The organism is Sulfoacidibacillus ferrooxidans (assembly GCF_022606465.1).
Lineage (GTDB): Bacteria > Bacillota > Bacilli > Alicyclobacillales > SLC66 > Sulfoacidibacillus > Sulfoacidibacillus ferrooxidans.
Window position 1 is genome coordinate 1 of sequence record NZ_JALBUF010000004.1, and the last position, 25,810, is coordinate 25,810.

The 25,810-nt window shown below is 39.8% G+C and carries 26 protein-coding genes; 18 read left to right on the forward strand and 8 right to left on the reverse strand.

Annotation, left to right across the window (positions count from 1 at the left end; translation table 11 throughout):
* Positions 1-465: 465 nt before the first annotated feature.
* The 7 genes from gyrA to dnaA all read right to left on the reverse strand — a co-directional run bounded on the left by gyrA (position 466) and on the right by dnaA (position 9,127).
* Positions 466-2,934 (reverse strand): DNA gyrase subunit A, encoded by a 2,469-nt coding sequence (gene gyrA / locus MM817_RS07645; RefSeq protein WP_241713332.1) that lies wholly within the window; start codon positions 2,932-2,934, stop codon positions 466-468.
* Positions 2,935-2,975: 41 nt separating this feature from the next.
* On the reverse strand, positions 2,976-4,889 hold the full coding sequence (gyrB, locus tag MM817_RS07650; RefSeq protein ID WP_241713334.1) for a DNA topoisomerase (ATP-hydrolyzing) subunit B: 1,914 nt from the start codon (positions 4,887-4,889) through the stop codon (positions 2,976-2,978).
* Positions 4,890-4,939: 50 nt separating this feature from the next.
* Complete coding sequence (gene remB, locus MM817_RS07655; protein ID WP_241713336.1) at positions 4,940-5,179, reverse strand: extracellular matrix regulator RemB; 240 nt, start codon at positions 5,177-5,179, stop codon at positions 4,940-4,942.
* Positions 5,180-5,184: 5 nt separating this feature from the next.
* Positions 5,185-6,270: a DNA replication/repair protein RecF gene (recF, locus tag MM817_RS07660; protein WP_241713338.1), complete on the reverse strand. Its 1,086-nt coding sequence runs from the start codon at positions 6,268-6,270 to the stop codon at positions 5,185-5,187.
* Complete coding sequence (locus MM817_RS07665) at positions 6,260-6,484, reverse strand: RNA-binding S4 domain-containing protein (protein ID WP_241713340.1); 225 nt, start codon at positions 6,482-6,484, stop codon at positions 6,260-6,262. Before MM817_RS07665 ends, recF begins: the two co-directional genes overlap by 11 nt.
* Positions 6,481-7,626: a DNA polymerase III subunit beta gene (dnaN, locus tag MM817_RS07670; RefSeq protein WP_241713342.1), complete on the reverse strand. Its 1,146-nt coding sequence runs from the start codon at positions 7,624-7,626 to the stop codon at positions 6,481-6,483. The genes MM817_RS07665 and dnaN overlap by 4 nt, the downstream gene beginning before the upstream one ends.
* 145 nt (positions 7,627-7,771) lie before the next feature.
* Complete coding sequence (gene dnaA / locus MM817_RS07675) at positions 7,772-9,127, reverse strand: chromosomal replication initiator protein DnaA (protein ID WP_241713344.1); 1,356 nt, start codon at positions 9,125-9,127, stop codon at positions 7,772-7,774.
* 506 nt (positions 9,128-9,633) lie between these two features.
* Here dnaA and rpmH point away from each other — a divergent pair.
* From rpmH to MM817_RS07745, 14 genes are all read left to right on the forward strand, one after another.
* Positions 9,634-9,768, forward strand: a complete 135-nt coding sequence (gene rpmH / locus MM817_RS07680; protein ID WP_241713346.1) for a 50S ribosomal protein L34 — start codon at positions 9,634-9,636, stop codon at positions 9,766-9,768.
* A 57-nt stretch (positions 9,769-9,825) separates the two neighbouring features.
* Entirely contained in the window at positions 9,826-10,251 is a 426-nt protein-coding gene (rnpA, locus tag MM817_RS07685; RefSeq protein WP_241713348.1) for a ribonuclease P protein component, read from the forward strand.
* A 25-nt stretch (positions 10,252-10,276) separates the two neighbouring features.
* The gene (gene yidD, locus MM817_RS07690) at positions 10,277-10,486 is read left to right on the forward strand and encodes a membrane protein insertion efficiency factor YidD (RefSeq protein ID WP_241713350.1); all 210 of its coding nucleotides are present in this window, start codon (positions 10,277-10,279) and stop codon (positions 10,484-10,486) included.
* Positions 10,487-10,507: 21 nt separating this feature from the next.
* Complete coding sequence (locus MM817_RS07695; protein WP_241713353.1) at positions 10,508-11,266, forward strand: YidC/Oxa1 family membrane protein insertase; 759 nt, start codon at positions 10,508-10,510, stop codon at positions 11,264-11,266.
* On the forward strand, positions 11,263-11,919 hold the full coding sequence (gene jag, locus MM817_RS07700) for an RNA-binding cell elongation regulator Jag/EloR (protein WP_241713354.1): 657 nt from the start codon (positions 11,263-11,265) through the stop codon (positions 11,917-11,919). The genes MM817_RS07695 and jag overlap by 4 nt, the downstream gene beginning before the upstream one ends.
* A gap of 196 nt (positions 11,920-12,115) precedes the next feature.
* Positions 12,116-13,495 carry a tRNA uridine-5-carboxymethylaminomethyl(34) synthesis GTPase MnmE gene (gene mnmE, locus MM817_RS07705; protein WP_241713356.1) on the forward strand — a complete coding sequence of 460 codons (1,380 nt, stop codon included), beginning with the start codon at positions 12,116-12,118 and terminating at the stop codon, positions 13,493-13,495.
* A 43-nt stretch (positions 13,496-13,538) separates the two neighbouring features.
* Positions 13,539-15,425, forward strand: coding sequence for a tRNA uridine-5-carboxymethylaminomethyl(34) synthesis enzyme MnmG (mnmG, locus tag MM817_RS07710; RefSeq protein WP_241713358.1), 1,887 nt, complete (start codon positions 13,539-13,541; stop codon positions 15,423-15,425).
* Positions 15,418-16,194 carry a 16S rRNA (guanine(527)-N(7))-methyltransferase RsmG gene (gene rsmG / locus MM817_RS07715; RefSeq protein WP_241713360.1) on the forward strand — a complete coding sequence of 259 codons (777 nt, stop codon included), beginning with the start codon at positions 15,418-15,420 and terminating at the stop codon, positions 16,192-16,194. Before mnmG ends, rsmG begins: the two co-directional genes overlap by 8 nt.
* A gap of 131 nt (positions 16,195-16,325) precedes the next feature.
* Positions 16,326-17,156, forward strand: a complete 831-nt coding sequence (noc, locus tag MM817_RS07720) for a nucleoid occlusion protein (RefSeq protein ID WP_241713362.1) — start codon at positions 16,326-16,328, stop codon at positions 17,154-17,156.
* 284 nt (positions 17,157-17,440) lie between these two features.
* On the forward strand, positions 17,441-18,199 hold the full coding sequence (locus MM817_RS07725) for a ParA family protein (protein WP_241713365.1): 759 nt from the start codon (positions 17,441-17,443) through the stop codon (positions 18,197-18,199).
* A complete protein-coding gene (locus MM817_RS07730; protein WP_241713367.1) occupies positions 18,196-19,056 on the forward strand; it encodes a ParB/RepB/Spo0J family partition protein in 861 nt (286 codons plus the stop codon). The genes MM817_RS07725 and MM817_RS07730 overlap by 4 nt, the downstream gene beginning before the upstream one ends.
* 40 nt (positions 19,057-19,096) lie before the next feature.
* Positions 19,097-20,257 carry an aminotransferase class V-fold PLP-dependent enzyme gene (locus MM817_RS07735; RefSeq protein WP_241713369.1) on the forward strand — a complete coding sequence of 387 codons (1,161 nt, stop codon included), beginning with the start codon at positions 19,097-19,099 and terminating at the stop codon, positions 20,255-20,257.
* A gap of 12 nt (positions 20,258-20,269) precedes the next feature.
* On the forward strand, positions 20,270-20,995 hold the full coding sequence (locus tag MM817_RS07740) for a DUF554 domain-containing protein (protein WP_241713372.1): 726 nt from the start codon (positions 20,270-20,272) through the stop codon (positions 20,993-20,995).
* A gap of 16 nt (positions 20,996-21,011) precedes the next feature.
* On the forward strand, positions 21,012-21,512 hold the full coding sequence (locus MM817_RS07745; protein ID WP_241713374.1) for a DUF4446 family protein: 501 nt from the start codon (positions 21,012-21,014) through the stop codon (positions 21,510-21,512).
* 70 nt (positions 21,513-21,582) lie between these two features.
* Here MM817_RS07745 and yyaC read toward each other — a convergent pair whose 3' ends face one another.
* Positions 21,583-22,215 carry a spore protease YyaC gene (gene yyaC / locus MM817_RS07750; RefSeq protein ID WP_241713376.1) on the reverse strand — a complete coding sequence of 211 codons (633 nt, stop codon included), beginning with the start codon at positions 22,213-22,215 and terminating at the stop codon, positions 21,583-21,585.
* Between the two features lie 117 nt (positions 22,216-22,332).
* Here yyaC and MM817_RS07755 point away from each other — a divergent pair, with 117 nt between their 5' ends.
* Genes MM817_RS07755 through MM817_RS07770 form a run of 4 tightly spaced genes read left to right on the forward strand, consistent with a single transcriptional unit; the run spans position 22,333 to position 25,444 of the window.
* Entirely contained in the window at positions 22,333-22,920 is a 588-nt protein-coding gene (locus MM817_RS07755; protein WP_241713377.1) for a hypothetical protein, read from the forward strand.
* 33 nt (positions 22,921-22,953) lie between these two features.
* Positions 22,954-23,163 (forward strand): DUF951 domain-containing protein, encoded by a 210-nt coding sequence (locus tag MM817_RS07760; protein ID WP_336605159.1) that lies wholly within the window; start codon positions 22,954-22,956, stop codon positions 23,161-23,163.
* On the forward strand, positions 23,150-25,183 hold the full coding sequence (locus tag MM817_RS07765; protein ID WP_241713380.1) for a molybdopterin-containing oxidoreductase family protein: 2,034 nt from the start codon (positions 23,150-23,152) through the stop codon (positions 25,181-25,183). The genes MM817_RS07760 and MM817_RS07765 overlap by 14 nt, the downstream gene beginning before the upstream one ends.
* A 30-nt stretch (positions 25,184-25,213) precedes the next feature.
* Complete coding sequence (locus tag MM817_RS07770) at positions 25,214-25,444, forward strand: DUF3892 domain-containing protein (RefSeq protein WP_241713382.1); 231 nt, start codon at positions 25,214-25,216, stop codon at positions 25,442-25,444.
* Positions 25,445-25,810 lie beyond the last annotated feature (366 nt).

Below are 25,810 nucleotides of genomic sequence, written 5' to 3' on the forward strand. Positions count from 1 at the left end.
ATTAGGCACGCCGCCAGCGTTCGTCCTGAGCCAGGATCAAACTCTTAATTCATGTCTACTACTTCTTTGCTCGCGTGTTTGTCTCTTGTTGCATTTAGTTTTCAAGGATCCACTTGCTTGCCTTCTTTGCGCCGCCGTTCGTGGCGACAGATAGTAATATAACATATCCATAATTGCTGTGTCAATGCAATTATGGATTATTATTTTAGATTTTTAGGTAGTATGAGATGAGTAATTACTCCTACTATTCCTAAAAGCAATACCATTGAAATCATCATAGCCCCTTGTTCTACGACAAACGCCATTGATAACACCTCCATATATACATCATACAGCATTCATAGGCAATGTAGTCCCTGTTTAAATAACTAAAAAAGAGGAGTAGGAACGCTATAAATAGCTGTGTAACCTTTATTCCTACCCCTTTATCTTATACGATGGTTTCATGCCTTGTAAAACTAAGATTTACGACTCACTTGTATCATCTTCTAAGACATCCACTTCAGATGTTGCAACACGAGCTACTGAGCTTACTTCAGAATCATCATCTAAATTAATTAATCGTATGCCTTGAGTATTTCTGCTTTTAATTGAAATTTCATCAATGGGTAGACGAATCGCAACCCCCGTATTCGTAATAATCATAAGATCCTCATGATCACGAACCACTCTCAGTGCGACAATATAGCCATTTTTCTTCGTCACATTCAGCGTTTTTACGCCTTTCCCGCCACGAGTTTGACTGCGATAATCAGCAATCGATGTTCGTTTTCCATATCCCTTACTGCTTACAACTAGAACAGTCGTATCTGGCTGAACAACATCCATGCCTACAATTTCATCTTCTTTTTCTAAAGTTACACCTTTTACCCCCGCTGCTGTACGACCCATGGGACGAACATCAGATTCTGGGAATCGAATAGACATGCCGAGCTTTGTGCCCATAATAATTTCTTGTGCGCCATCGGTTAATCGAACACCTATCAATTCATCATCTTCGCGTATTCCAAGTGCAATAAGTCCTACTTTGCGAATATTTGAAAATGCGCTAAGAGACGTTTTTTTAATAATTCCATTGCGTGTGGCAGTAAATAAGTAATAATCATCTGATGAGAGATCTTCTTGACTAACAGGGATAACAGCAGAAATTTTCTCTCCCTGCTCAATATTTAATAAGTTAATAATTGGCACACCTTTTGCCGTTCGACCGAGTTCTGGTACTTCATATGCCATGAGACGATAGACTTTTGCTCTATTTGTAAAAATAAGCAAGTTATTGTGGGAGGATGTGATAAATAAATGTTCAACAAAATCCTCATCCTTTGTTCCCATCGCTGTGATGCCTCGTCCACCTCGTCGTTGGCTGCGATATGTACTCGACGGAGCTCTTTTAATGTACCCTGCATGAGTAATTGTAACGACGACTTCTTGTTCCTGAATGAGGTCGCCTTCATTCCAATCATCTCCTACTGCAGCGATAATACGTGTGCGTCTTTCATCTCCATATTTATCCCGTAATTCCGTAATTTCTTTTCGAACTACTTCCAGCACCTTTGCTTCATCAGCTAAAATAGCACGAAATTCAGCAATTAAACGCTGTAACTCGCGATATTCATTTTCAATTTTTTCTCGTTCTAACCCAGTCAAACGTTGCAAACGCATGTCCAAGATAGCCTGTGCTTGTTCTTCTGATAAAGAAAAGGTTGCCATTAAACCCGTACGTGCAATCTCTGCAGTTGCAGACGCACGAATAAGAGCAATGACCTCATCTAGATGGTCAAGTGCTATGCGCAAACCTTCTAAAATATGGGCTCTGGCTTCTGCCTTACGTAAATCAAAACGTGTTCGTCTAACAATTACTTCCTTTTGGTGTTCTAGGTAATGATAGAGAAGTTCTCTTAAAGAAAGTACCTTAGGTTGTCCATTGACTAATGCTAAGGCGTTTACGCCAAAAGTTGTCTGTAATTGAGTGTGTTTATATAAATTATTGAGTACCACTTGCGGTCGAACATCGCGTCGTAATTCAATGACAATGCGCATTCCTTTACGATCACTTTCGTCCCGTAAATCTGTAATACCATCGATCTTTTTTTCTCTCGCTAAGTCAGCAATTTTTTCAATTAAACGTGCTTTATTTACTTGATAAGGTAACTCAGTAATGATAATGCGCATCTTACCGTTTGCTGCTTCTTCAATCGTATCAACAGCGCGCATAGTAATACTTCCGCGCCCTGTTTGGTATGCTTTTTTAATCCCATCACGGCCAAGAATAACGCCATATGTAGGAAAATCAGGACCCTTAATTACTGTCATAAGGTCATCAATCGTTGCATCTGGCTGATCAATTAACATGATCACACCATCAATGACTTCAGTTAAATTATGTGGTGGCATATTGGTAGCCATGCCAACTGCAATACCTGAAGAACCATTGACAAGTAAATTTGGAAATCTAGATGGAAGTACTGTCGGTTCCTTTTCACTTCCATCGTAGTTAGGTTGGAAATCGACAGTTTCTTTGTTAATATCTCGTACCATTTCAATGGCAAGATGAGTCATCCGTGATTCTGTATAACGCATAGCAGCTGCAGAATCACCATCGACACTACCAAAATTACCGTGTCCATCAACCAATAAATAACGTGTTGAAAAGTCTTGTGCCAAACGTACCAATGCATCGTATACGGCTGTATCTCCATGAGGATGATACTTAGCGAGTACATCGCCTACGATCCTCGCTGATTTTTTATATGGTTTTTCAGGTGTCATGCCTAATTCCAGCATTGCAAAGATGATACGTCGATGTACAGGTTTTAACCCATCACGCACATCCGGAAGCGCCCTACTTACAATGACACTCATAGCATAGTCGATAAAGGAATGCCTTAATTCTGATGTTATATTGATCGGTAAAACCCTACCGTTTTCAGCCACAAAGATCCTCCCTCAATCTAACTTCCACATTAGTTAATTGACTAAATATCTAGATTACGAACATACTGTGCATGTTCCTCAATAAATTCACGCCTTGGTTCCACTCGATCCCCCATGAGCACACTAAAAATGGCATCAGCATCAATGGCATCTTCAAGGGTTACTTGTAAGATTGTTCTCGTTCCAGGGTCCATAGTTGTATCCCATAATTGTTCAGCATTCATTTCTCCTAGACCCTTATAACGTTGTACTTCTACGCCATTTTGACCAATTTCCTCATATAACCGCTGTAATTCTACATCGTTGTATGCATAACGAATTTGTTTACTTTTTGTTACTTTATACAGCGGTGGTTGAGCGATGTACACATACCCTGCATCAATCAGTTCTCTCATATAACGATAAAAGAACGTTAGTAACAAAATACGAATATGACTTCCGTCGACATCAGCATCTGTCATGATCACGCATTTGTGATATCTTGCTTTTGCAATATCGAAATCATTAGATATCCCTGTACCAAGCGCCGTAATAATTGCTCTAATTTCTGTGTTAGATAAAATTTTATCTAATCTTGCCTTCTCTACGTTTAGAATTTTACCACGTAAAGGAAGTATTGCTTGAAAGTGACGATCTCTTCCTTGTTTTGCAGAACCTCCAGCAGAATCACCTTCAACAATGTAAATTTCACTAATTGAAGCATCTCGACTTGAACAATCTGCAAGTTTACCTGGTAATGAACTTACTTCTAAAGCACTTTTCCTCCGGGTCAGCTCTCTTGCTTTACGAGCCGCTTCTCTTGCCCGCGCAGCAGTCACCGCTTTTTCTATCACGCGTTTCCCTACGCTTGGGTTTTCGTCCATGAAAGTGGCTAATTTTTCCCCAAACAGACTTTCTACAATTCCTTTTACTTCACTGTTGCCTAGCTTTGTTTTGGTTTGTCCTTCAAATTGTGGTTCGCGAATTTTGACACTTACAATTGCCGTTAAACCTTCCCGAACATCATCACCACTTAAATTTTGATCAGCCTCTTTTAAAATGTTATTGCGCTTTGCATAGTCGTTTAATATACGAGTTAATGCAGACTTAAACCCTGACTCATGAGTTCCGCCTTCTACTGTATGAATATTGTTTGCAAAAGAAAAAATATTGCTCGTATAACTATCATTGTACTGCAAGGCGATCTCAACTGTAACAGTGTCACGTTCTCCTTGAATATAAACAGGTTCTTCGTGTAAAACATCTTTTCCACGATTGAGGTAGTCCACAAAGGATTTGACTCCACCCTCGTATTGAAATACTTGCGTGCGATCAATACGCTCATCTGTGAGTGTAATCTTAACGCCTTTATTTAGAAAAGCTAATTCCCGTAAACGAGTTTGAAGGGTTTCATAGTTTAATTCAATCGTTTCTGTGAAAATTTCATGATCAGGTAAAAAAGTAACTGTAGATCCATTTTCAGTTGATTCTCCGATGATTTCCAAATCCGATAATGGAATGCCTCTTGAAAAAGTTTGACGGTATAATTTGTTATTTCTTCTTACCAGTACCTCAAACCTTTCAGATAAGGCATTCACAACGGAAGCTCCAACTCCATGAAGCCCACCAGAAACTTTATATCCCTCACCGTTAAATTTGCCGCCCGCGTGAAGAATAGTCAATGCAACAGTAACTGCAGGTAGCCCTGTTTTTTCATGAATATCTACAGGGAATCCACGGCCGTTATCTTGAATAGTTACAGATTGATCAGAATGGACACTTACTAAAATAGTATCACAATGTCCTGCTAGTGCCTCATCAATCGAATTATCGACAATTTCCCAAACGAGATGGTGTAATCCTCTTGGGCTAGTCGATCCTATATACATGCCTGGACGTTTTCTAACTGCTTCCAGACCTTCAAGAACAACAATCTGTGCTGCATCGTAATTCCCATTCGCATTTTCGTTTGCCACTTACTTCGCCTCCAAAAGAACCATAACTGCTTACATATTCTTGTATACTTTTATGTAAATGTAATGCGCTTTTTCAAAGTTGTTACAGATATTGGTGAAATATAGATGTCACCCTTTGTGACCACATACGACTTGGGTTGTCCGAAAGCAAGATCTTTTATTTCTGCCTTTTGTGTTACTGCTTGTAGAAGTGATTGATTATATGGAGAGTAATGCCATGGTTTAAAGTCCATAATGACAATGATTTCTTCCCAATGCAAGATGACATCTCCACCTATGTCGAGATACATTGCTTTCACTCCTCAACGGATAGTATACCATGTGCAATGTTAAACACCTTCACTGGTATACCTAACTCTTTTTTATTCCCCCAATAAGTAGTCGTGAGAATCGTTTGTGCTCCTTGTAATCTTGTTAATAAGTGTTCTTGGCGTAGTACATCGAGTTCTGAAAAAACATCGTCTAGTAGTATGACGGGTAGTTCCTGTGTTTTTTCAACGATATAGTCAAATAAAGCAAATTTCAAAGCTAAAATAATGGTTCTTATTTGACCTTGTGAAGCAAATCGAGCTGCTACACGATCATCGATATGGAAGGTCAGATCATCTCGATGTGGTCCAACTGTTGTGTATCCTTTTTCAATGTCACTTGTAGCAGACTGTTGCAATTGGCGATAAAGAGATTCACGATACTCAGCTTCAGTAGCACCCTTAGTACTGGTTTTATACGTCATCTGCAAACATTCACTTTGACTTGAGAGCTGTTCGTAAATGTTGGTTGTTCGTTTGGCAATGATCTCAACAAAAAGTTTACGCGCATATAATACGACTGCCCCTGCTTCACTGAGTTGTTCATCCCAAACACTGAGAGGACCTAATTGACGCATGCGCAAAAGAGAGTTTCTTTGCAGAAGTAATTGATTATAGCGTCTTAACTGGTCAACAAAACCATTGATAAATTGGCCCATATTTAAGTTTAAAAATTTTCGTCGTTCTTCAGGACCGAGTTTGATCATATATAAATCATCAGGTGAAAATAAAATGACATGTAGTTGCCCAAGAAATTCACTTAAATTTTTTTTGGGTACCCCATTTACTTTAATTTGTTTGCCTTTTTGCATAATTTTCATTGCCATATCAACATGTTTGCCTCTTTGATTAAACAAAATTCGCAATTGAGATTGTTCTTGACCAAATTGAATCAGTTCTTTTTCTTGTTTTGCTCGTACAGATCGTCCGTATGAAAACATCGATATCGCTTCTAAAATTGTGGTTTTTCCAACTGCATTTTGTCCTAACAATATATTTAAGTTTGGACTAAATGTGAGATTCGTATAACTGTATGATCTGAAATTTTGTAGATCTATTCGTTCAATGTTCATGATTACTCTTCTCAATCAATAATGTCTCATCAAATACGATCACCTGATCGCCTGGTATCAATTTTCTTCCGCGCCTTTGTTCTGGTATATCATTTACTAACACTAGGTTTTGTTGCAAAATAGCTTTTGCACTTCCTCCAGAGCCGATTATGCCTGACAGTTTGAGTGCTTGCTGCAAAGTAATGTAGGGAGTATCAATCTCTAATTTTATCATGCGTTAGGCCCAAATCGAACAGGTAAAATGAGATGCAAAGGGCGATCTTTTGTGGATGGTTTTAATGTAAATGCACTTCCTGGACTTGTAAATTCAATGCGTACTTGCTCATTTTGAAGCGCTTTTAAGGCATCTAATAAAAATTTTGCATTACATGCAATTTGTAAATCTTCTCCTTCGAATGCTTTGGGATCGACTGTTTCTGTAACTTTGCCGATATCTGGTGAATGAGATGTAATTTCAATATGCGTTCTCCTCAAATAAAGTCGAATCACTTGGTTTTCATTTTCACGTGCCAAAAGTGCTGCTCGTTCGATGGATTCTGTAAATTGTTTTGGATCGACTTCGATCGCGGTCCGCCATGTTGTAGGTATAATACGTGAAATATCCGGATATTGTCCTTCTATTAGCCGTGAATAGAATTTTGTTAATCCAAAATTGACAAGCAATTGATTGTCAGCAATGTATACATCGGTCAAGACATCTGAAGTGGGTAATATTTTCATAAGTTCTAACAGACTTTTACGTGGAATGATGGCTTCTAACTGTTCGTAAGCATGTTTTGATTCAGCTTGAATAGAATGAATAGACAAGCGATGACTATCACTTGCAATAAACCGTAACTCTGGTTCTTTAAAAGAAAATAATACTCCCGTTAAGGTAGGTCGTATCTCTGTTGTTGCTGTTGCAAAATTGGTTTGTTCTATAAGTGATATAAATACATCAGCTGGTAAAGATAAACTCATGTCTTCTGTGATTTCAGGCAGTTTAGGATATTCTCTAGGATCCATTCCGTTCAATGTATAGGTTGCAGAACCTGATCGTATAGTCGTTGTAAGATCCGTTACGTCAATGCGCACAAGTTTGTGGGGTAGTTTGCGGGTGATGTCTAGTAGGTACTTAGCATGTAAAACAATACTGCCTTCTTGTTCAATTTGTAATGTAGGTTCATCAGACTCTTCTGCAGGGATAATGAGAGTTTGTATACCTATCTCTAGATCATATGCAGTAAGTTGTAGACCATCTGTCATTGCTGCTACATGTACTCCGTATAAGATCGGCTTTGCTGTCCGTGTTGGGATTGCTTTTGAAATGGTTTGTAATGCTTGTAATAGATGCGATTTTAAAATGACTATGCGCATAGACATTCACTCCTTGGCATATAGATCATAAGTATTTAAAAGAAGTTAGTAATAGTAATAAGGCCTGTGGAAACTGTGGATAACTCCAATAAGCTTTCTATTCAACCTTTTTTGCGTGTTAGTAACATGTGTATATAAAATTGACTTATCCAGAATGACTTGTGGCCATTAATTGATCACGTAACACATGTAGTGTCTGTTGCAATTTAGGATCTGCTTTAAGATCTGTTGTTATTTTATCGCAAGCATGCAGTACGGTTGTATGATCTCTTCCTCCAAATTCTCGACCTATCTTAGGAAGAGATAGGTCAGTGAGCGTTCTTGTTAAATACATAGCTAATTGTCTAGGATAAGAAATCTCCCGTTGGCGTCCCCGACTTAACATATCTTCTAGTTGAATATGAAAATGCGTACAAACGACTCGTTGAACATCCATAACGGTGAGAGGTCTTTTAGCGTCTGGTGGAAGAATATCTGTTAGTGCTTCTTCCACTAGATACAAATCAATATCTCGATTCATCATGGAGGAGTATGCAATAACTCGTATTAATGCACCTTCTAATTCACGAACATTTGTTTCTACCTTGGTTGCAATTAAATTCAATGCTTCATTGTCTATTTGAAAGCCTTCAGCCTTCGCTTTTTTACGAAGAATAGCAACACGAGTTTCAAATTCTGGAGGTTTAATATCAATAATGAGGCCTCCAGAAAAACGTGATCGTAAACGATCTTCAAGTCGTTCAATATCTTTTGGTGGTCGATCACTGGTAATGACAATTTGCTTATGATCATTGTGGAGGGTATTAAATGTATGAAAAAATTCCTCTTGGGTTGATTCTTTACCAGCGATAAATTGGATATCATCAATCAGAAGAATATCTGCTCGTCGATATTTATTGCGAAAGTCATCTATCGTTCGGGTTTGTAATGCTGTAACAAATTCATTGACGAATGTCTCACAAGAAATGTAGACAACTTTTGCATTTGTATTCATTCGAAGAGCATGTTGACCCACAGCATGCATAAGATGAGTTTTCCCAAGACCTACTCCACCATACAAAAAAAATGGATTATAGTTTTGAGCTGGGCGTTCTGCCACTGCAATGCTTGCAGCATGGGCTAAACGGTTACGTTCACCAATGACAAAAGTATCAAATGTGTACTTCGGATTAAAAGGCGTTTGATTTGTAAACTCTTCTTCAAAAGGATGATCGCGATAATCTTTGCGTTGTTGTATACGATTGGTATTTGGTTCTTCCAATATAAATGAAAGTGTAATCGGAAGCTGCGTTACAACTGCCAATGCTTCATGAATCGTATCGAGTAGAAATTTATTAATATGATCAAGTGCCATTGGAGACGGTACACGGATAGTTAAATGATGTCCGTCAAAGGAATGTGCGTTAGTTAAATGAATCCATGTCTCAAAAACAGATTTTTCAAGAGTTCCATGTAATACATGAACAGTTTGCTCCCAAATCAGGTGTCCATCGTTGATCATGACCTACCAAAGCCCCCTAGGCTAATTAGTTGTCCACAGGGCATAATCTACACAAGAAAGTAAGATATACTTGTGTTTATCGCCTATCATGCTATACACAGGTAAAGAATTAAACAAGTACGTCCACATATACAAGATACGGTTTACATCTTATCCACAACTGTGGATAAGATTGTGGATAAGATGAGCCTCGCGAATAGTGCTGACCTATCATAGCAGAAAAGCCCTTTGCTAACAAGGGATTTTAGTGTATTTGAGACTGTGGATAAATGAGTAAATTTAAAGATCGTATATTTTTGTAACATGTGTATAACTCTAAATTAGAGGATGTACAAGGAGGATTTATCCACTGAAGTTGTCCACATGTGGATAAATGGGTGTAGATATCGTTGTTTTGCGTGGTTATCCACATGTGGATGCGTGGTAAGCTTGACATGTGTCTTCTATTTTGACTATAATCTATAGGTGTTTCATCGAATGGTGGCTTCAAGGAGGTGTAACTCCACATGAAACCGACTTATAATCCAAATGTCCGTAGACGCAAAAAAGTGCATGGCTTTCGCCAGCGTATGTCGACCAAAAATGGTCGTCGCGTTTTAGCAGCGCGTAGGCGTAAAGGGAGACAAGTGATTTCTGCATAGGCCACTTCACGGGTGGTCTTTTTTTAGATTCATAGTCTTGGCATATGTCGGGAGGTTTTGGTTCTGGACGAGGGGAAGCACACGGTTGCTTGTGTGCGAGCGACCCAAAAGTTTACATTGAAAGGACATCGTTTACGTCGTAATGGTGACTTTCGTTATGTTTTTGGTCGTGGGAGTTCTGTGGCCAATCGATACTATGTTTTATATGTAGTTAAGAAACATCGTACTCAAACGTTGAGAGTCGGATTTTCAGTGAGTAAAAAAGTGGGTAATGCTGTTGTCCGAAACCGTGTAAAGCGGGTACTTCGTGAAGTGATGAGGTTACAGATCGTACATATTGAATATGGATTTGATCTTGTGATTATCGCTCGCAAACAAGCAGTAGAATTATCATATGCACAAGCAAATAAAGAACTTTGCAAGTTGTTAACTAAGGCTAAATTGTTTAGGGTGACAACGACTAGCAAGGATTCTATCGTGTGACTCTCAGATAGGTGTGATGGTGACGATGAGATGGTTATTGATTGGTTTGATACGGTTGTATCAAATGGTGATCTCACCTTTAACTCCTTCGTCGTGCCGATTTTATCCAACCTGTTCTAACTATTGTTTAGAATCAATTAAAAAGCATGGTGTTTTTCGAGGCTTATGGTTATGCGTTAAGCGTGTGGTCCGCTGTGGACCATGGCATCCTGGTGGATATGATCCGGTGCCTTGAAGATTCGGAGGTTGGTAACAGTTGCGAGCGCGTTCGTCGAGGATAGCGACGGTCTTTTTAAGTGTGATGTTTCTATTGGCAAGTAGTTCAGTTGCCTTCGCGGCAACGGCTAAGACTGCTAAAGCAGTAGCTGCTGGCCCTAACATATGGGATCAAGCTGTTAATGCATTTGCTGATTTAATTAACATAGTTGCACATTATGTTGGCGATTATGGAATCGCCTTAATTATTGTTACCATCTTTATTCGGTTGCTTACTATGCCTCTCATGCTAAAGAGTCTTCAGAATTCAAAGAAGATGCAAGCGTTAAAACCGCGTCTAGATGAATTGAAAAAGAAGTTTGGTAATGATACGAGAAAGATCCAAGAAGAGACCATGGCACTCTACAAGTCGGAGGGAGTTAATCCGCTAAGTGGCTGTATGCCAATGATTGTGCAATTTGTCGTGTTAACATTGTTGTATCGTGCAATATACACTGATACTGCAATGCTTCATGCTAAGTTTCTTGGGTTGATGCCTCTTGGACAACCTGATCACACGTATATACTACCCGTTTTGGCTGGTGTAACGAGTTATTTTCAGCAAAAAGTTACTATGGTTCAGATGGACCCTACTCAACAAAAGATTATGCAGATTGTCTTTCCTTTGATGATTTTCTTTTTTGCATTACGGGTTTTCGCTGCGTTGTCGTTGTATTGGGTGTTTAGTAACCTATTTACGATTGGACAAATGTATTTTGTGCGTGTTAAAACGTCAACCCAAGAGGTGGGCAAAAAATGAGAATGATTTCTGTTTCTGCCGCGACCGTTGAGTTGGCAGTTGCAGATGGGTTGAAGCAATTAAAAGTCGGGCGTGAACGTGCTGAGGTTATTGTTAAAACAGCACCTTCTAAAGGCTTTTTAGGCTTTGGCGCCCGACATGCTGTAGTTGAAATTTGCATTATTGAAGATCCCGTGAAAGATGCGGAGTTATTCTTACGTGAAATGTTTGTTGCTATGCGTATGGCGGTTAAAGTAGAAAAGAAAAGTAAAGGTAGAGATGTTACCTTTGAATTATCGGGTGACCGCGTTGCATTACTTATCGGCAAGCATGGGAAAACACTTGATGCGATTCAAGTGCTTGTGAATGCAATTGGCAATAAGTATGCAGTTAAGTCATATCGTTTTGTGATCGATGCGCAGGGATATCGAGAACGACATCGACAAAAATTAATTTATGATGCAAAAAAACTAGCAGATAAGGCAGTCATATTGGGTAGAGAAATATATCTTGAGCCGATGGTATCAAGTGATCGAAAAGTGATTCATGCAGCTTTACAATCACGAAAAGATGTATTTACGCAAAGTCGGGGAGAAGAGCCCAAACGAGCGATTGTTATTATTCCTCAATCTTTGCGAGTGAAAGATCATTCCAGTAGAGAGCTTGTTCAGTAACTTACATGGTACTTACTTTAGTTTTAAGACATATGTAGTCGTTTATGAGCTATAGATAGTTGTTCAATATGTAGTTGGTGTTTATTTCTATACGCCAACTATTTTAGTGTTTATAGGGTGTTATACGGGCATGAGTATTTGATATGATGAATAATTGAAAGTAGACACAGTATGAGGATAGAGGTGACAGATAAAAATGGATGGAGAAGATACAATTGCAGCCATTGCGACTGCGCTTGGTGAATCCAGTATTGCAGTAATTCGTATAAGCGGTAGGCATTCTATTGCTGTGGTTGATCGCTTGTTTGAAGGCAAACAATCATTGAGTCGTGTGAAAACTCATACCATACATTACGGATTTATTGTGTCGTTAGAAGAAAGAGTGAAGCTAGATGAGGTATTGGTATCAGTCATGCGAGGACCACGTACGTATACTACTGAAGATGTTGTAGAGATTAGCACTCATGGTGGAACGCAAAATGCTCAAATGGTTCTGTTAGAATTATTGAGAGCAGGAGCTCGATTGGCTTCTCCGGGAGAATTTACTAAAAGGGCTTTTTTGGGTGGGCGAATTGATCTTTCTCAAGCAGAAGGTGTGATGGAGCTTATCGGCGCGCATACGGTCATGGCCAGTCAGGCAGCTCTCTTACAAGTAGAGGGTAGTCTCAGTCGTCAAGTACGTGAATTGCGCGATGAATTGTTACAGTTAATGGCACATGTTGAGGTAACAATTGATTATCCCGAGCATGATGAGGAGGATATAACTACTCAAAGGGTTTATGATGGGTGTATTGAAGTACTAGATGATGTCCAAAGTATATTATATGCTGCTAATCAAGGAAAAATTTTGCGTGATGGGGTACATGTTGCGATTGTTGGACGGCCCAATGTTGGAAAGTCTACATTGCTTAACCAACTTGTACGTAAAGAGCGAGCTATTGTAACCGATATTCCAGGAACTACAAGGGATATTTTGGATGAATTTATTCAAATAGATGGTGTTCCTATGCATATTTTAGATACTGCTGGGATAAGGGACACAGATGATGTTGTTGAAAAATTAGGAGTAGACCGTAGTAAACGTGCTATAGAACAGGCTGATTTGCTCCTCATTGTTATCGATAGTAGTAGAGAACTATCTATTGAGGATTGTGAGTTACTTGACATTGGTAAAGAGTATGCATCACTTGTCGTGCTAAGTAAGCAGGATTTACCACAAGTGATTGTAAGTGAACAGTTGCTAGATCGATTTCCGTGGTGTACGTATGTTCCATTTTCAATTAAAGATAAGAAATTCTTACCTCAACTTGAGCAAGCAGTGATTAAAAAGGTGTTTTCTGGTGATCTGAAACCTAGAGATGCAACATTTATTGCAAATGCACGCCATATACGACTACTTGAAGAATGTAAACTCTTATTGGAGCAGGTTTTATTGTCTGTAACAGAGGGGCAAACGTTAGATTTAGTTGCGGTCGACTTACATCAAGCGTGGGTTACCCTTGGCGAAGTCATAGGTGAAACCCCACGCGATGATTTGCTGGATCAGATTTTTACTCAATTTTGTTTAGGTAAATGATAGCAAGATGGTCAATTGATTTAGAAAAGGGGTGATCGGCTCTATGGGATATGTAGCCGGGGAGTTTGATGTCATCGTGATTGGAGCTGGGCACGCTGGTTCTGAAGCGGCTCTTGCATCAGCGCGAATGGGATGTAAAACGTTACTGTTAACTATAAATTTGGATACAATTGCTTTTATGCCATGTAATCCATCAATTGGCGGACCTGCAAAAGGAATTGTTGTTCGTGAGATAGATGCATTAGGTGGACAGATGGCTTATAACACTGATTTGACGTATATTCAGATGCGTTTATTAAATACTGGAAAAGGTCCTGCAGTGCAGGCTTTACGCGCACAATCTGATAAAGCTTTCTATGGTCGAATGATGAAATGGACGTTAGAGACTCAGGAAAATCTAACACTGCGTCAAGGCATGGTTGAAAAAATTACTACAAAAAATGGTAAGGTGGCAGGTGTTGTAACCCAATCTGGTGCACAGTATTTTGCTCGTTCTGTCGTGTTAACAACTGGTACGTATTTGCGTGGGAAGATTATCATCGGTGATGTTTCTTATCAAAGTGGTCCAAATGGTCAATTGCCATCGTTAAAATTAACAGATAGTCTTGTTGATCTTGGATTTGATCTCGTGCGTTTTAAGACAGGCACACCTCCTCGTGTGAATCGTAAAACCATTGCGTTTGATCATCTTGTTGCACAGCCTGGAGATCCGGAACCGCTTCATTTTTCATATCGAGATGATATTGCACAGCGCGAACAAGTGGATTGTTTTTTAACCTATACTACAGAAAACACGCATGAGATTATTGGTGAAAATCTTCATCGAGCACCAATGTTTTCAGGTGGAATTGAAGGCAGGGGACCACGCTACTGTCCAAGTATTGAAGATAAAGTTGTTCGTTTTAAGGATCGACCAGCGCATCAAATTTTTCTTGAACCTGAAGGCAAAAACACAGAAGAGTGGTATGTGCAAGGAATGTCGACTAGTTTACCGGAAGATGTACAAGTGCAAATGCTTCACACGATTCCTGGGTTAGAGCATGTGGAGATGTTACGACCGGGTTATGCCATTGAGTACGATGCGATGGTGCCCACTCAGTTATGGCCTACACTTGAGACTAAAATGATTTCCGGGCTATTTACTGCAGGTCAAATTAATGGAACATCCGGCTATGAAGAGGCAGCTGGACAAGGTATTATGGCTGGAATTAACGCTGCATTACATGCAAAAAACAAAGAGTCTGTCACGCTTGCGCGTTCAGACGCTTATATCGGTGTAATGATCGATGATTTGGTGACCAAAGGGACAACTGAACCATATCGTTTATTGACTTCACGAGCAGAGTATCGCTTGTTATTGCGCAATGATAATGCAGATGTTCGCTTAATGGAGATTGGGCATTCTATCGGTCTTTTATCGGATAAAAGGTATGAAAAATTTTTACAAAAACAAGATGGCGTTACAAAGGAAAAAAGCAGACTACATTCCATACGGGTACAACCGGCTGTTATTGTTGATAAATTTTCTACTTATGGACTTGACGCACCATCTGGTTCAGTTACATTAGAACAATTACTTCGTCGACCGGAAATCACGTATGATATGGTTACAGAGTTAGCACCTCCACTTGAGCCTATTTCAGATGAGGTAGCTAGGCAGGTAGAGATTGACACTAAGTATCAGGGGTACGTTGTTCGTCAAACGCAAGAGATTGAACGACAAAAGCGTTTAGAAAACAGGAGATTGCCTGAAGGGGTAGACTATTGGTCTATTTCTGGTTTAGCTAATGAAGCAAAGGAGAAATTAACTGCTATTTGCCCTCGGAGTATTGGGCAGGCTTCTCGTGTCGAGGGGGTTTCACCAGCTGATATATCAGTCTTACTCGTGTGGCTAGAGACGCGTTCGAGGCGGGAAGCTGCAAATGAATAGCAGTTCTGAAACTTTTTCTCTCGACGATTTTATCGCATATTGCTATCAAAGAGGCTTTTCACTAACGGATAAGCAAATTGATCAGTTTGTACGATATGCATTCCTTCTTCAGGAATGGAACGAACGTATGAATCTAACTGCAATTACAAGTTTAGAGGGGATTCTTTTAAAACATTTTGTCGATTGTTTAGAACTAATCCCTGTTATTCGTCATTCTTCTGCGTGGATAGAAGGGCGAACACTACGTATGCTTGATTTTGGTACTGGAGCTGGGTTTCCGGGACTTGTTTTAAAGTTAGTCATGCCAGAGGTAGAAATGACTTTATGTGATTCCTTGCGCAAACGCACTGATTTTCTCACAACTGTTGTAAAACAACTAGATGTTTCAAACGTTACTATTCTTCATACGAGAGCGGAGGAATTAGCAAAAGATAGAGCGTATCGCGAGCGGTTCTCACATGTTGTGGCAAGAGCTGTAGCGCGTATGCCTGTACTCATTGAATGGGCAGGACCTTTTGTTGAAATTGGGGGCTCTTTTCATGCTATGAAAGGGCCCGATCCGAAGAATGAGATGGAAGAGTCTTTGTATGTTGCAAAAAAACTTGGTTTTTCACAATTTGTTGTAACACCGTATGTACTTCCTCTACAAGCAGGCGATCATACGATTATAAGTCTATATAAAGACCGACCAACACCAAAAGTATTTCCTAGAAAACCTGGAGAAGCACAACGGAGTCCTTTGTTGACTCGTAATCATGAAAGTAAGTAATCTTTTTGTCTAAATGTGAGTTCTTTTGTCGATATGTCACTTCCTTTGTCGATACCTACATTTACAGAAGGATTTTGTCGATAGTCTGCAGAACGTATAGATATTGTAGATTGAAGTGGGTGGTGGCCAAGGTGAGAGAGCGTTGGTCTCGTTTCTTAGGGGCTGTAGAACGAAATCAAGGATCAAACAGCTCTTTGCAACAAATTCCTATTAGTTCAGTACGGGCAAATCGCTATCAACCTCGTTCAGTTTTTGATGAGGACAAGTTAGACGAATTGGGAGCTACGATACGGACTCATGGGATGATTCAACCTATAGTGGTAAGACCACAAGATGGGTACTTTGAGCTAGTTGCAGGTGAACGTCGTTGGAGGGCTGCGCAACGTGTAGGATTAGATTTTATTCCTGCAATCGTAAAGGATCTATCGGATTCGCAAGCGGCATCCCTTGCTTTAATTGAAAACTTACAACGAGAGGGTCTCACAGCTATTGAAGAGGCTGTCGCTTATCAAAAGTTAATTGAATTACATCATCTCACCCAAGAGAGTCTAGCGCAGCGTTTAGGTAAAGGACAATCAACGATTGCCAATAAGTTACGTCTTTTGCACTTGTCAGAAGAGGTACAAGATGCGGTTAAACTTAGGACCATTAGTGAGCGTCATGCTCGTGCATTATTGGCACTACCTCATGATATGCAAAGTAGTCTGCTGAATGAAGTGATTGTTAAAGATCTAAATGTTAAACAGACGGAAAAAAGAGTGAAGGAGTGCTTGGTACAACCAGTTGTTCCTAAAAAGGTACAACGTTCTGGTGTTAGCAGGGATTTTCGGATCGCTATGAATACAGTTCGTGAATCTGTTAAATTAATTCAAAAGAGTGGTTTCACAGTTCAAATGGTGGAACAAGAAGAGGAAGATTTTGTCGAATTTACTATTCGTCTTCCGAAAAAGAAATTAAGTTGACTGGTAAGTTTAATAGATTCATAAAAAGTTTCGTAAACAGAGTGAGAATGAACGTATACGAAGTTTTGTTATTGATTGAACTTTATTAATAAGGATTTACCATTTTTAAATAAAATTTTATTTTTTTATGCCAAATTTCATATGAAAAGGATCTACTTAGAGAGTATTGATCGAATTGGCTAGATAGATTCCTTAAAGAGCACACATTAGCATGGTGTGTTCTTTTTATTTCTAGTACAATGAGTAAGGAGCATTTGGGTGTTTGATATTCGGAGGTAGGTTAAATGGCAAGAGTGATGGCAGTAGCCAATCAAAAGGGTGGTGTGGGGAAGACTACAACTTCTGTTAATTTAGGAGCTTGTCTTGCTGAATTAGGGAAAAAAGTATTGCTTATTGACATAGATCCACAGGGAAACACCACTTCCGGTGTGGGTATCAATAAAGCAGATGTTAAATACTGCATATATGATGTTCTTATTAATGATGTTATCTCTAATGAAGCTATTCTTCATACATTTGTAAAGAATCTTGATATTATTCCTGCAACAATACAGTTAGCAGGTGCAGAAATTGAATTGGTACCAACAATTTCTCGCGAAGTAAGGTTGCGAAGAGCTATCGCTTCCGTTCGAGCGAATTATGATTATATCTTAATTGACTGTCCGCCTTCTTTAGGCTTGTTAACTATCAATGCACTAACAGGATCTGATTCCGTAGTTATTCCTATTCAATGTGAATATTATGCCTTAGAGGGTCTCAGTCAGTTGTTAAGTACTATTCGTTTGGTTCAAAAACATTTGAATACATCACTTGAAATTGAAGGCGTTTTGTTGACGATGTTAGATGCGCGTACAAATCTAGGTATTCAAGTTATTGAAGATGTAAAAAAGTATTTTAGAGAGAAGGTTTATCGGACCATCATCCCACGTAATGTTCGTCTAAGTGAGGCACCTAGTCATGGTAAACCAATTTGGCAATACGATCCAAAGTCTCGTGGTGCAGAGGTTTACTTGGATTTGGCGAAGGAAGTGATTGGTAGTTGAAATCAAAAGGTGGACTAGGTAAAGGATTAGAAGCTTTGCTTCCTCAAATAAGTACGGATGCGACTGAAGAAGTTGTTCAAGTACGGCTTGATGAATTACGTCCTAATCCGTATCAGCCACGGAGAGAGTTCAATCAAGATAAACTGAATGAGTTAATGGAATCTATTAAAGAACATGGAATCTTACAACCGATTATCGTTCGACGAGGTATTGGTAGAGGTTACGAGATCATTGCAGGTGAACGAAGATTTCGAGCTATGCAAATGTTGCAGGAGGAAACAATGGCGGCTATTGTCCGTCAAATTTCTGATCGCGAAGCTATGGAAATTGCACTCATCGAGAATTTACAGAGAGAAGATTTAAGTCCTATTGAAGTTGCGGAAGCGTATGCTAAAATTATGGAACATTTTTCTCTTACACAAGAGCAGCTTGCCATACGTGTTGGTCAAAGCAGATCTCATGTTGCTAATCTTTTGCGTCTGCTTGGTCTACCCAGTGAGCTTAGAGAAAATGTTTCACGTGGAACAATATCTATGGGACATGCACGAGCGTTACTTTCAATTGGAGATGTACAAACTCAACATACTGTTGCGCAAAAAATTATTGATGATGGGTTAACTGTGCGTGCAGTTGAACAATTGGTTCATCGTTTACAACTTGTTTCACGTGAAACAAAGCCCAAATCTCAAAATAACGCACAAACCCCGATAACAAAAGCATATGAAGAACAGTTGCGAAATATTCTCGGGACTTCGGTGAGGATTCAAATGGGAAAAAAACGTGGAAAGATAGAAATAGAATACTTTTCGTCGGAAGACTTAGAACGAATCTTGCAACTTCTTAATGGGCAAAGATAATTGCACTACAATGGCGAAGCAAGAAAGGAGGGACAGATAGGTGATTTATTTGGATAATGCATCCTCTTCGTGGCCTAAGCCGCCTCAAGTAGCCTATGCAGTTGCATCGTGGATCGAACATAACGGAGCTAATGCTGGTCGTGGATCACATCGTATGGCGCGAGAAGCAGAAACAATGATTGCTCAAACGAGAGATCAAGTAGGTAAATTATTTGGGATTCAAAATACGGATCAAATAATTTTACTACAAAACATTACTGAAGCGATTAACTTAACTCTATTTGGCTTGTTAGAACCTGGTGATCATGTGTTGAGTGTGGGCCTTGTACATAATAGTGTACGGAGACCGTTAAATTATTTGGAACGCCAAGGTGTTCATGTAAGCTATGTGCAGTATGAACGGCAAAACTGGCGTAAAAAAATAAAAGATGAGTTAAATTCGAACACTAAACTCGTTGTAATCACACATGCATCTAACGTGACTGGTGAAGTGCTTCCACTTGTCGAATTGAGTGAGATGATAAGTGTATACCGAAAACCAAATCGCAAACCGTACATATTTGTTGATTCTGCTCAAACTGCTGGATTAGTACCTATTGATGTGAGACAAATGGGGATCGATATACTAGCTTTTACGGGGCATAAGAGTTTGTACGGTCCGCAAGGTACTGGTGGGTTATATCTCGCTCCTGATATTGTCTTGAAGCCGATTATAGTAGGCGGTGGTGGTGGTAACGCAGAGTCGCCTGATGCTCCACGCTATAGTCCGGATCGCTATGAGCCAGGCACGCGTAATTCGCCAGGAATTGCAGGATTAAGTGAAGGCATTAAATATGTTTTAGATTGCAATCCTGAAAAATTGCTAATAAGTGAATTACAATTACTGGATCCTTTAATCGATCAATTAAGAACTATGGACGGCGTTCACATTTTGGGGGATCCTGCATGTGAATCACATGTACCAGTTGTAGCTTTTACTATGGATGGATTTTCTTCAGCGGAGTTGGGGTTGTTGTTAGATCGAAAATTTGATATTGCTGTTCGTTCTGGACTGCACTGTGCTCCTTATGCTCATGAACAACAGCATACTTTAAAGATGGGTGGAGCAGTACGAGTGAGTGTGGGAGCATTTACAACAGAGCAAGAAGTTGAAAAGTGTATAGTAGCTTTAAAACAGTTGCATTCTGAAACGAAAATGTAGGAGGAAGGACAGTTGTTTTTATTGGGGCCCATCGTTAATACGATAGCCATTATGTTTGGAACATTTGTAGGTTTTAGACTACATGGAATTCCTGAACGCATGCGTACCACCGTTATACAAGGTATGGCACTATTTGTTATTACACTTGGCATTACAATGGCAATCTCTGCTCCGTCAGGGGATATCATTATTATTGTGTTGTCTGTAGTTCTAGGTGGTCTGCTCGGAGCATGGTGGGATATTGAAGGTGCTCTAAATCGTTTTGGTAATTTTGCTGAGAGTAAGTTCAAGGGTAAAGCCGGAGGATTATCAGAAGCATTTGTGTTTGCAACCTTGGTTTTTGGTGTAGGCTCGATGGCTGTGTTAGGTGCATTACAAAGTGGACTTAGTGGGAATAATACAATTCTCTATACAAAGAGCATTTTGGATGGATTCTCTGCAGCCATATTCACAAGTGTGATGGGACCAGGAGTAGGGTTAGCTGCAATTCCTATCTTGTTGTATGAAGGTGGCATAGCACTTATTGCTCATTTTTTAGGCGCCGGTATAAAAAATACGGTGATCATTACTGATGTAACGGCAGTAGGTGGACTTTTAATTATGGGTATCGGAGTGAATTTGTTAGAAATTAAGCATATTAAAGTGGCAAATCTTCTTCCAGCTATGATTGTCGTTGCAGGAGTAAGATGGATTGCACCGCACGTGAGCGTGCTGCTTTCTCCCTGGATTCACTTATGAAAGGAGCATGTATAGATTGCTAAGTTCAATTAGTCTTAGTTTAAAAGATCAAGTATTTATTGGAGGAATCGTACTTGGTCTTATTCTTGCGATTATTGCACTTATTGTGGCGCTAGTCGCTGGAGGAAGAGCGCGACGGCTACGCTCCCAGTATCGATCAATGATGAAAGGAGAAACGGGGAAAGACTTAGAATCATTGATTAATCAATACAGTAATAAAATTATTGTTCTTGAACATGAGCTAGAACGTGTGACGAAATTATTGGAAAATCACGAAGAAAGATTAGTGAGAAAACTAGAAACAACAAAAGTAGCGCGATACAATGCATTTGGTGAAAAGGGCAATGATTTAAGTTTTTCCGTTTCATTTTTAGATGAACGAGGAACGGGTACAGTAATGAGCAGCATTTTTGGTCGTGATGAGTCAAGAGTATATGCCAAGCCAATTAACGCAAGACAATCGACTTATACGCTGACCAATGAAGAGCAAGAGGTTATCTCCACATCAAATACATAAAAATAATTGTATGGTTGGTTGTACTATGGTGACAGTCATTAGACCTGAAAAGGAATGACCGTCACCTTTGTTATTTATTTCGAAAAAAAGATGGGAGACGCGGTATAGATAAACGGCCTATAACATGAGCATCATCGGATTGAATAGGAAGCCTGAGACTAGAAGCATAGGAAAGCGCATCTGCAATAACATTTGCCATACTAAAAACAATAGAAAGTCGAGTGTTTTGCAACACAAAGTACTCCATAAATCCACCCACATTGACAATTCCAGTAATGTGAACGTCCCCAACTGCAGGTAACTGTTTGTGTACTCCAGCGCCTGGTTGCAAAGAGCCGCGAGCAACTGTGATTTGACCAATATTGGCTACTTGACCAAGACAGGCATCAATAGCAACAATATAAGGCTGATCAATTGTGCGTTTAACAGTGGCAATCATCTCTTCTAAATTGACAGCATGAACTGGATGATCAAGTGTCCCATATAAAACAAAGTCATGCGTGCGTTCGGATAATTCAGAACCCACTAAGGGACCAAGTGCATCGCCCGTAGAGCGATCTGTTCCTATACACATAATGACAACTGTAGATTCGATTGGTCGTTCTGCAATCAGACGGGCAATGGATTCACCAAGTTGTGCCACAGCGTCCTGATGATTATATGAAATACGAAAAGAGTCTTTTTCTTTATGGAGGTTTAGCAAACCAAAAGCCACTCCCCTTTTAAAAGGTTAATAGTACAGTATGTGACCCTAAACCGGCAAAATATACCCACCAATTGCATAGAATCAATGGAAGTAACAAGATAGGCAGGTATACATATGATTATTGATCTAACAGTATTCTCATTAATTGCATGGAGTGGTCTGTTGGGGTATATCGCTGGCTGGCGGCGGTTGCTGATTTATGTGTCAGTGGTCGGTGGAAGTGCATATCTTTTGACTGTAATTATTCCATGGTTACAATTTGTAACGTCTGATGCGATTATACAGACAGAGTATTTGCATTGGTTAAATCGAATGTTAGAACCCGTTGTGCCTGTATTTAGGTTTCATGGTGTGAATAAAGGGGTGACCAATGTTTTTGCAAGTGCGCATATTATACCAACATTGCGTGAGTGGTATCGGCAATTACTATTATTAGGAACAGTCATTGTTGCGTTGCTAGGCCTTCTCATAGGAGTTCGTGCGATAGATAGTATTTGGTCAAATGAGTTAAGTAAAGAACAAATGACCTTATTAGGAGGTGTGTTTGGGGTTGTTACGGGAGTGTATATAGCCATCGTAGTATTTAACAATGTAAGTGTACTTGCATTTTCTCATAGTCAAATGGATATGAACATTTGGTTCTATCATTCTCTTTTTGTTCATGCGTGGACGCATATTCGACTGCATGGTATAGTCAGTTAAATACTATGCATTTGTAGCGGAGGAAAAATTGCAGTGGAAAAACAGTATTCATTAAAAGATCTTGTGACCATGAAAAAACCGCACCCTTGTGGAACAAATGAGTGGCAGATTATTCGTATGGGCATGGATATTCGATTGAAATGCACTCACTGTGGGCGAAGCGTTTTGCTTACTAGAAGAGAATTCGAACGATCTTTGAAAAAGGTTGTGGGATCGGTGGATGAAAACGATGAGAGTCAGTAAAACTGCTTGTCCAATGGATTGCTATGATAGTTGTTCCATGATAGCAAGAGTAGATGATCAAGGTCATGTATCTTCTATAGAGGGAAATTCGGAGCATCCCATGACACAGGGACGCTTATGTGGAAAAGGATATAAGTTATTGGAGCGACACCACAGTCAGGAACGCATGTTATGGCCGATGAAAAAAGTGAATGGACAATGGCAACGTATAGATTGGGATATAGCTTTGCAAGAGATTGCGAAGGAAGTTGAAATGTCTATTGCGCAATATGGGCCACTCTCAATTATGCATTCATATGACTACGGATCTAGTGGCATATTAAAATTGGCTACCGATCGTTTTTTTAATATGCTAGGTGGGTATACAGATGTGGTTGGGAGCTTATGTTGGGAAGCTGGCCTTACAGCACAAGAATACGATTTTGGGCAGCCAAAAAGTAATGATCCTACTGACATAGCAGAGCATTCAAAGCACATTGTGATATGGGGCCGCAATGTAAGTGTGACAAATATGCATATGGTGAAATACATTCGAGAAGCTCAAAAACGCCAAGCGACGGTTACAGTCATCAATCCGCTAAAGACGGATATGGATGCACAAGCAGATCTGATCGTTCAACCGAAACCAGGAACAGACGGAATTTTAGCGTTAGCTATATGTAATGAAATCATTGCTAACGATCGATATGATCATATATTTGTTGACAAGCACGTGTTGGGATTTGATGCGTTTAAGCTGCACGTACAAGCATATGATGTATCATTAGCAGCACATATTTGTGGTGTGAAGGAAGAACAAATAATACAATTGGCAAATTTATATTCAGATGGACCGACAAGTACATTGCTAGGCATTGGTATGCAACGCTATAAAAATGGGGGTAATACAATTAGGGCAATCGATGCTCTAGCGGCTATTAGTGGCAACGTAGGGGTGGCTGGTGGCGGTGTTAATTATGCACATCGGGAAATGTCCGCTTTTGTAGATTGGCATACTTTAATGGGGCGTAGCCATAACGCTTCAAGACGTGAATTTTCTCGTGTTACTCAGGCAAATGAGATACTAGAAGCAGATCCGCCTGTAGATGTGCTCTTTATTTCACGAACAAATTTGGTGACACAAGTACCGAATGCGTCATTGACACGGAGAGCATTACGGAATGTGCGAGTCAAGGTACTTATCGATTCTTATTTGACTCAAACAGCAGATGAGGCAGATTACTTTCTGCCTGTTACAACTGTTTTTGAAGAAGAAGATGTCATGCTCATTTCAATGTGGAGTTCTTATCTTACCTATGCAAATCAGGTTGTACAGCCAAGAGGTCAGGCGCGACCTGACTGGATGATTTTTAGAGATTTAGCGCGCGAATTACACTTGCCTAAGGATCTAGAGATTTCACCAGAAGTACTGCTTGAAGAAGTATTTCAACCGTTGCATAAGCATGGAATGTCTTTGAAAGCATGTAAAGAAGAAGGTTTTCTAAGGCTGCCAATCGATCCTGTTGCGTATCGCGATAGAGTTTTTAAAACACCTTCGGGTAAGGTTGAATTGTATTCAGAGCTAGCTGTAGCACATGGTCAATCAGCCTTAGCAAGCCCAGGTAGTACTAGACTATATGATTCTGCTGATTATCCCTATGCCTTACTCACAGTGCATCCACGTAGACAGGAAAATTCACAGGCTCCCGTAAGCCATGTACCACGCAAGAATCCGCCTATAGAAATCTCACCACAATTGGCCATCGATCTTGGGCTAGTTGAGTTGGATCTTGTACTCATAGAGACAAACATTGGACAGCTTATATGCGAGGTGAAAATCACAGAGGGAATGCGTATGGATGTGGTTAAGCTTGAACAGGGTTGGACATACGAAGATCAAAATGTCAATATGTTGATTGCAGCAGAGGTTTCTGACCTGGGTAGAGGCAGCGCACAATATGATACGAAGTGTAGATTGAAAAAAGTGTCCGTTAAAGTGGATGAGCATGATGATGACAAAATCGGGAACGCTATCTTGTGAGGAAAGTATATCACAAAAGGTGTGATTTCATTGGGCGATAAGATCGTCGGTGTAAGGAAAAATCAACTTGGTGAAATATCTATGGTAAAGTTAAATAACGGGAAGATTGTAACGTTAGACGAAGTTCGACAGATGGCCAGTGATGGTTTTATAGATTCACTATCAGAGATTGATGAGCATGGCAATTGGACAATTGACCAAAGTTATGGAGATGCTACACCTCAGTCAGGAAATAACTTGGATTTATTGCCAGGATTTTAGTGGTGCCAGGATGTTAATAGTCAATGAAACGAATTTCTTTTTGGGGAATGGTCAGATGATCTGCGTATGTGTATACGTAATATAAAGCATACTAGCGACTGGGCGCGTAAGAAAAGAGCCCAGTCGCTAGTATGTCTACTTGCTAGTGGGATAGATAAAGCTTATTCTAATTGAAGTATGTCTAAATGAAAGATCAAATGATCTTAGTTGAAGATCACGGAAACCGAATGACGTAAATGACATATATGAGATGGTATCATGAGTAAACGATAGTTGTTATTAGAATGAATCAAAGTGTTTCCGATTTAGGCGAGTATATTGCGGGACTTTCGAATTCTGTCGCGAAGTGCTCTCCAACGTCTGCGC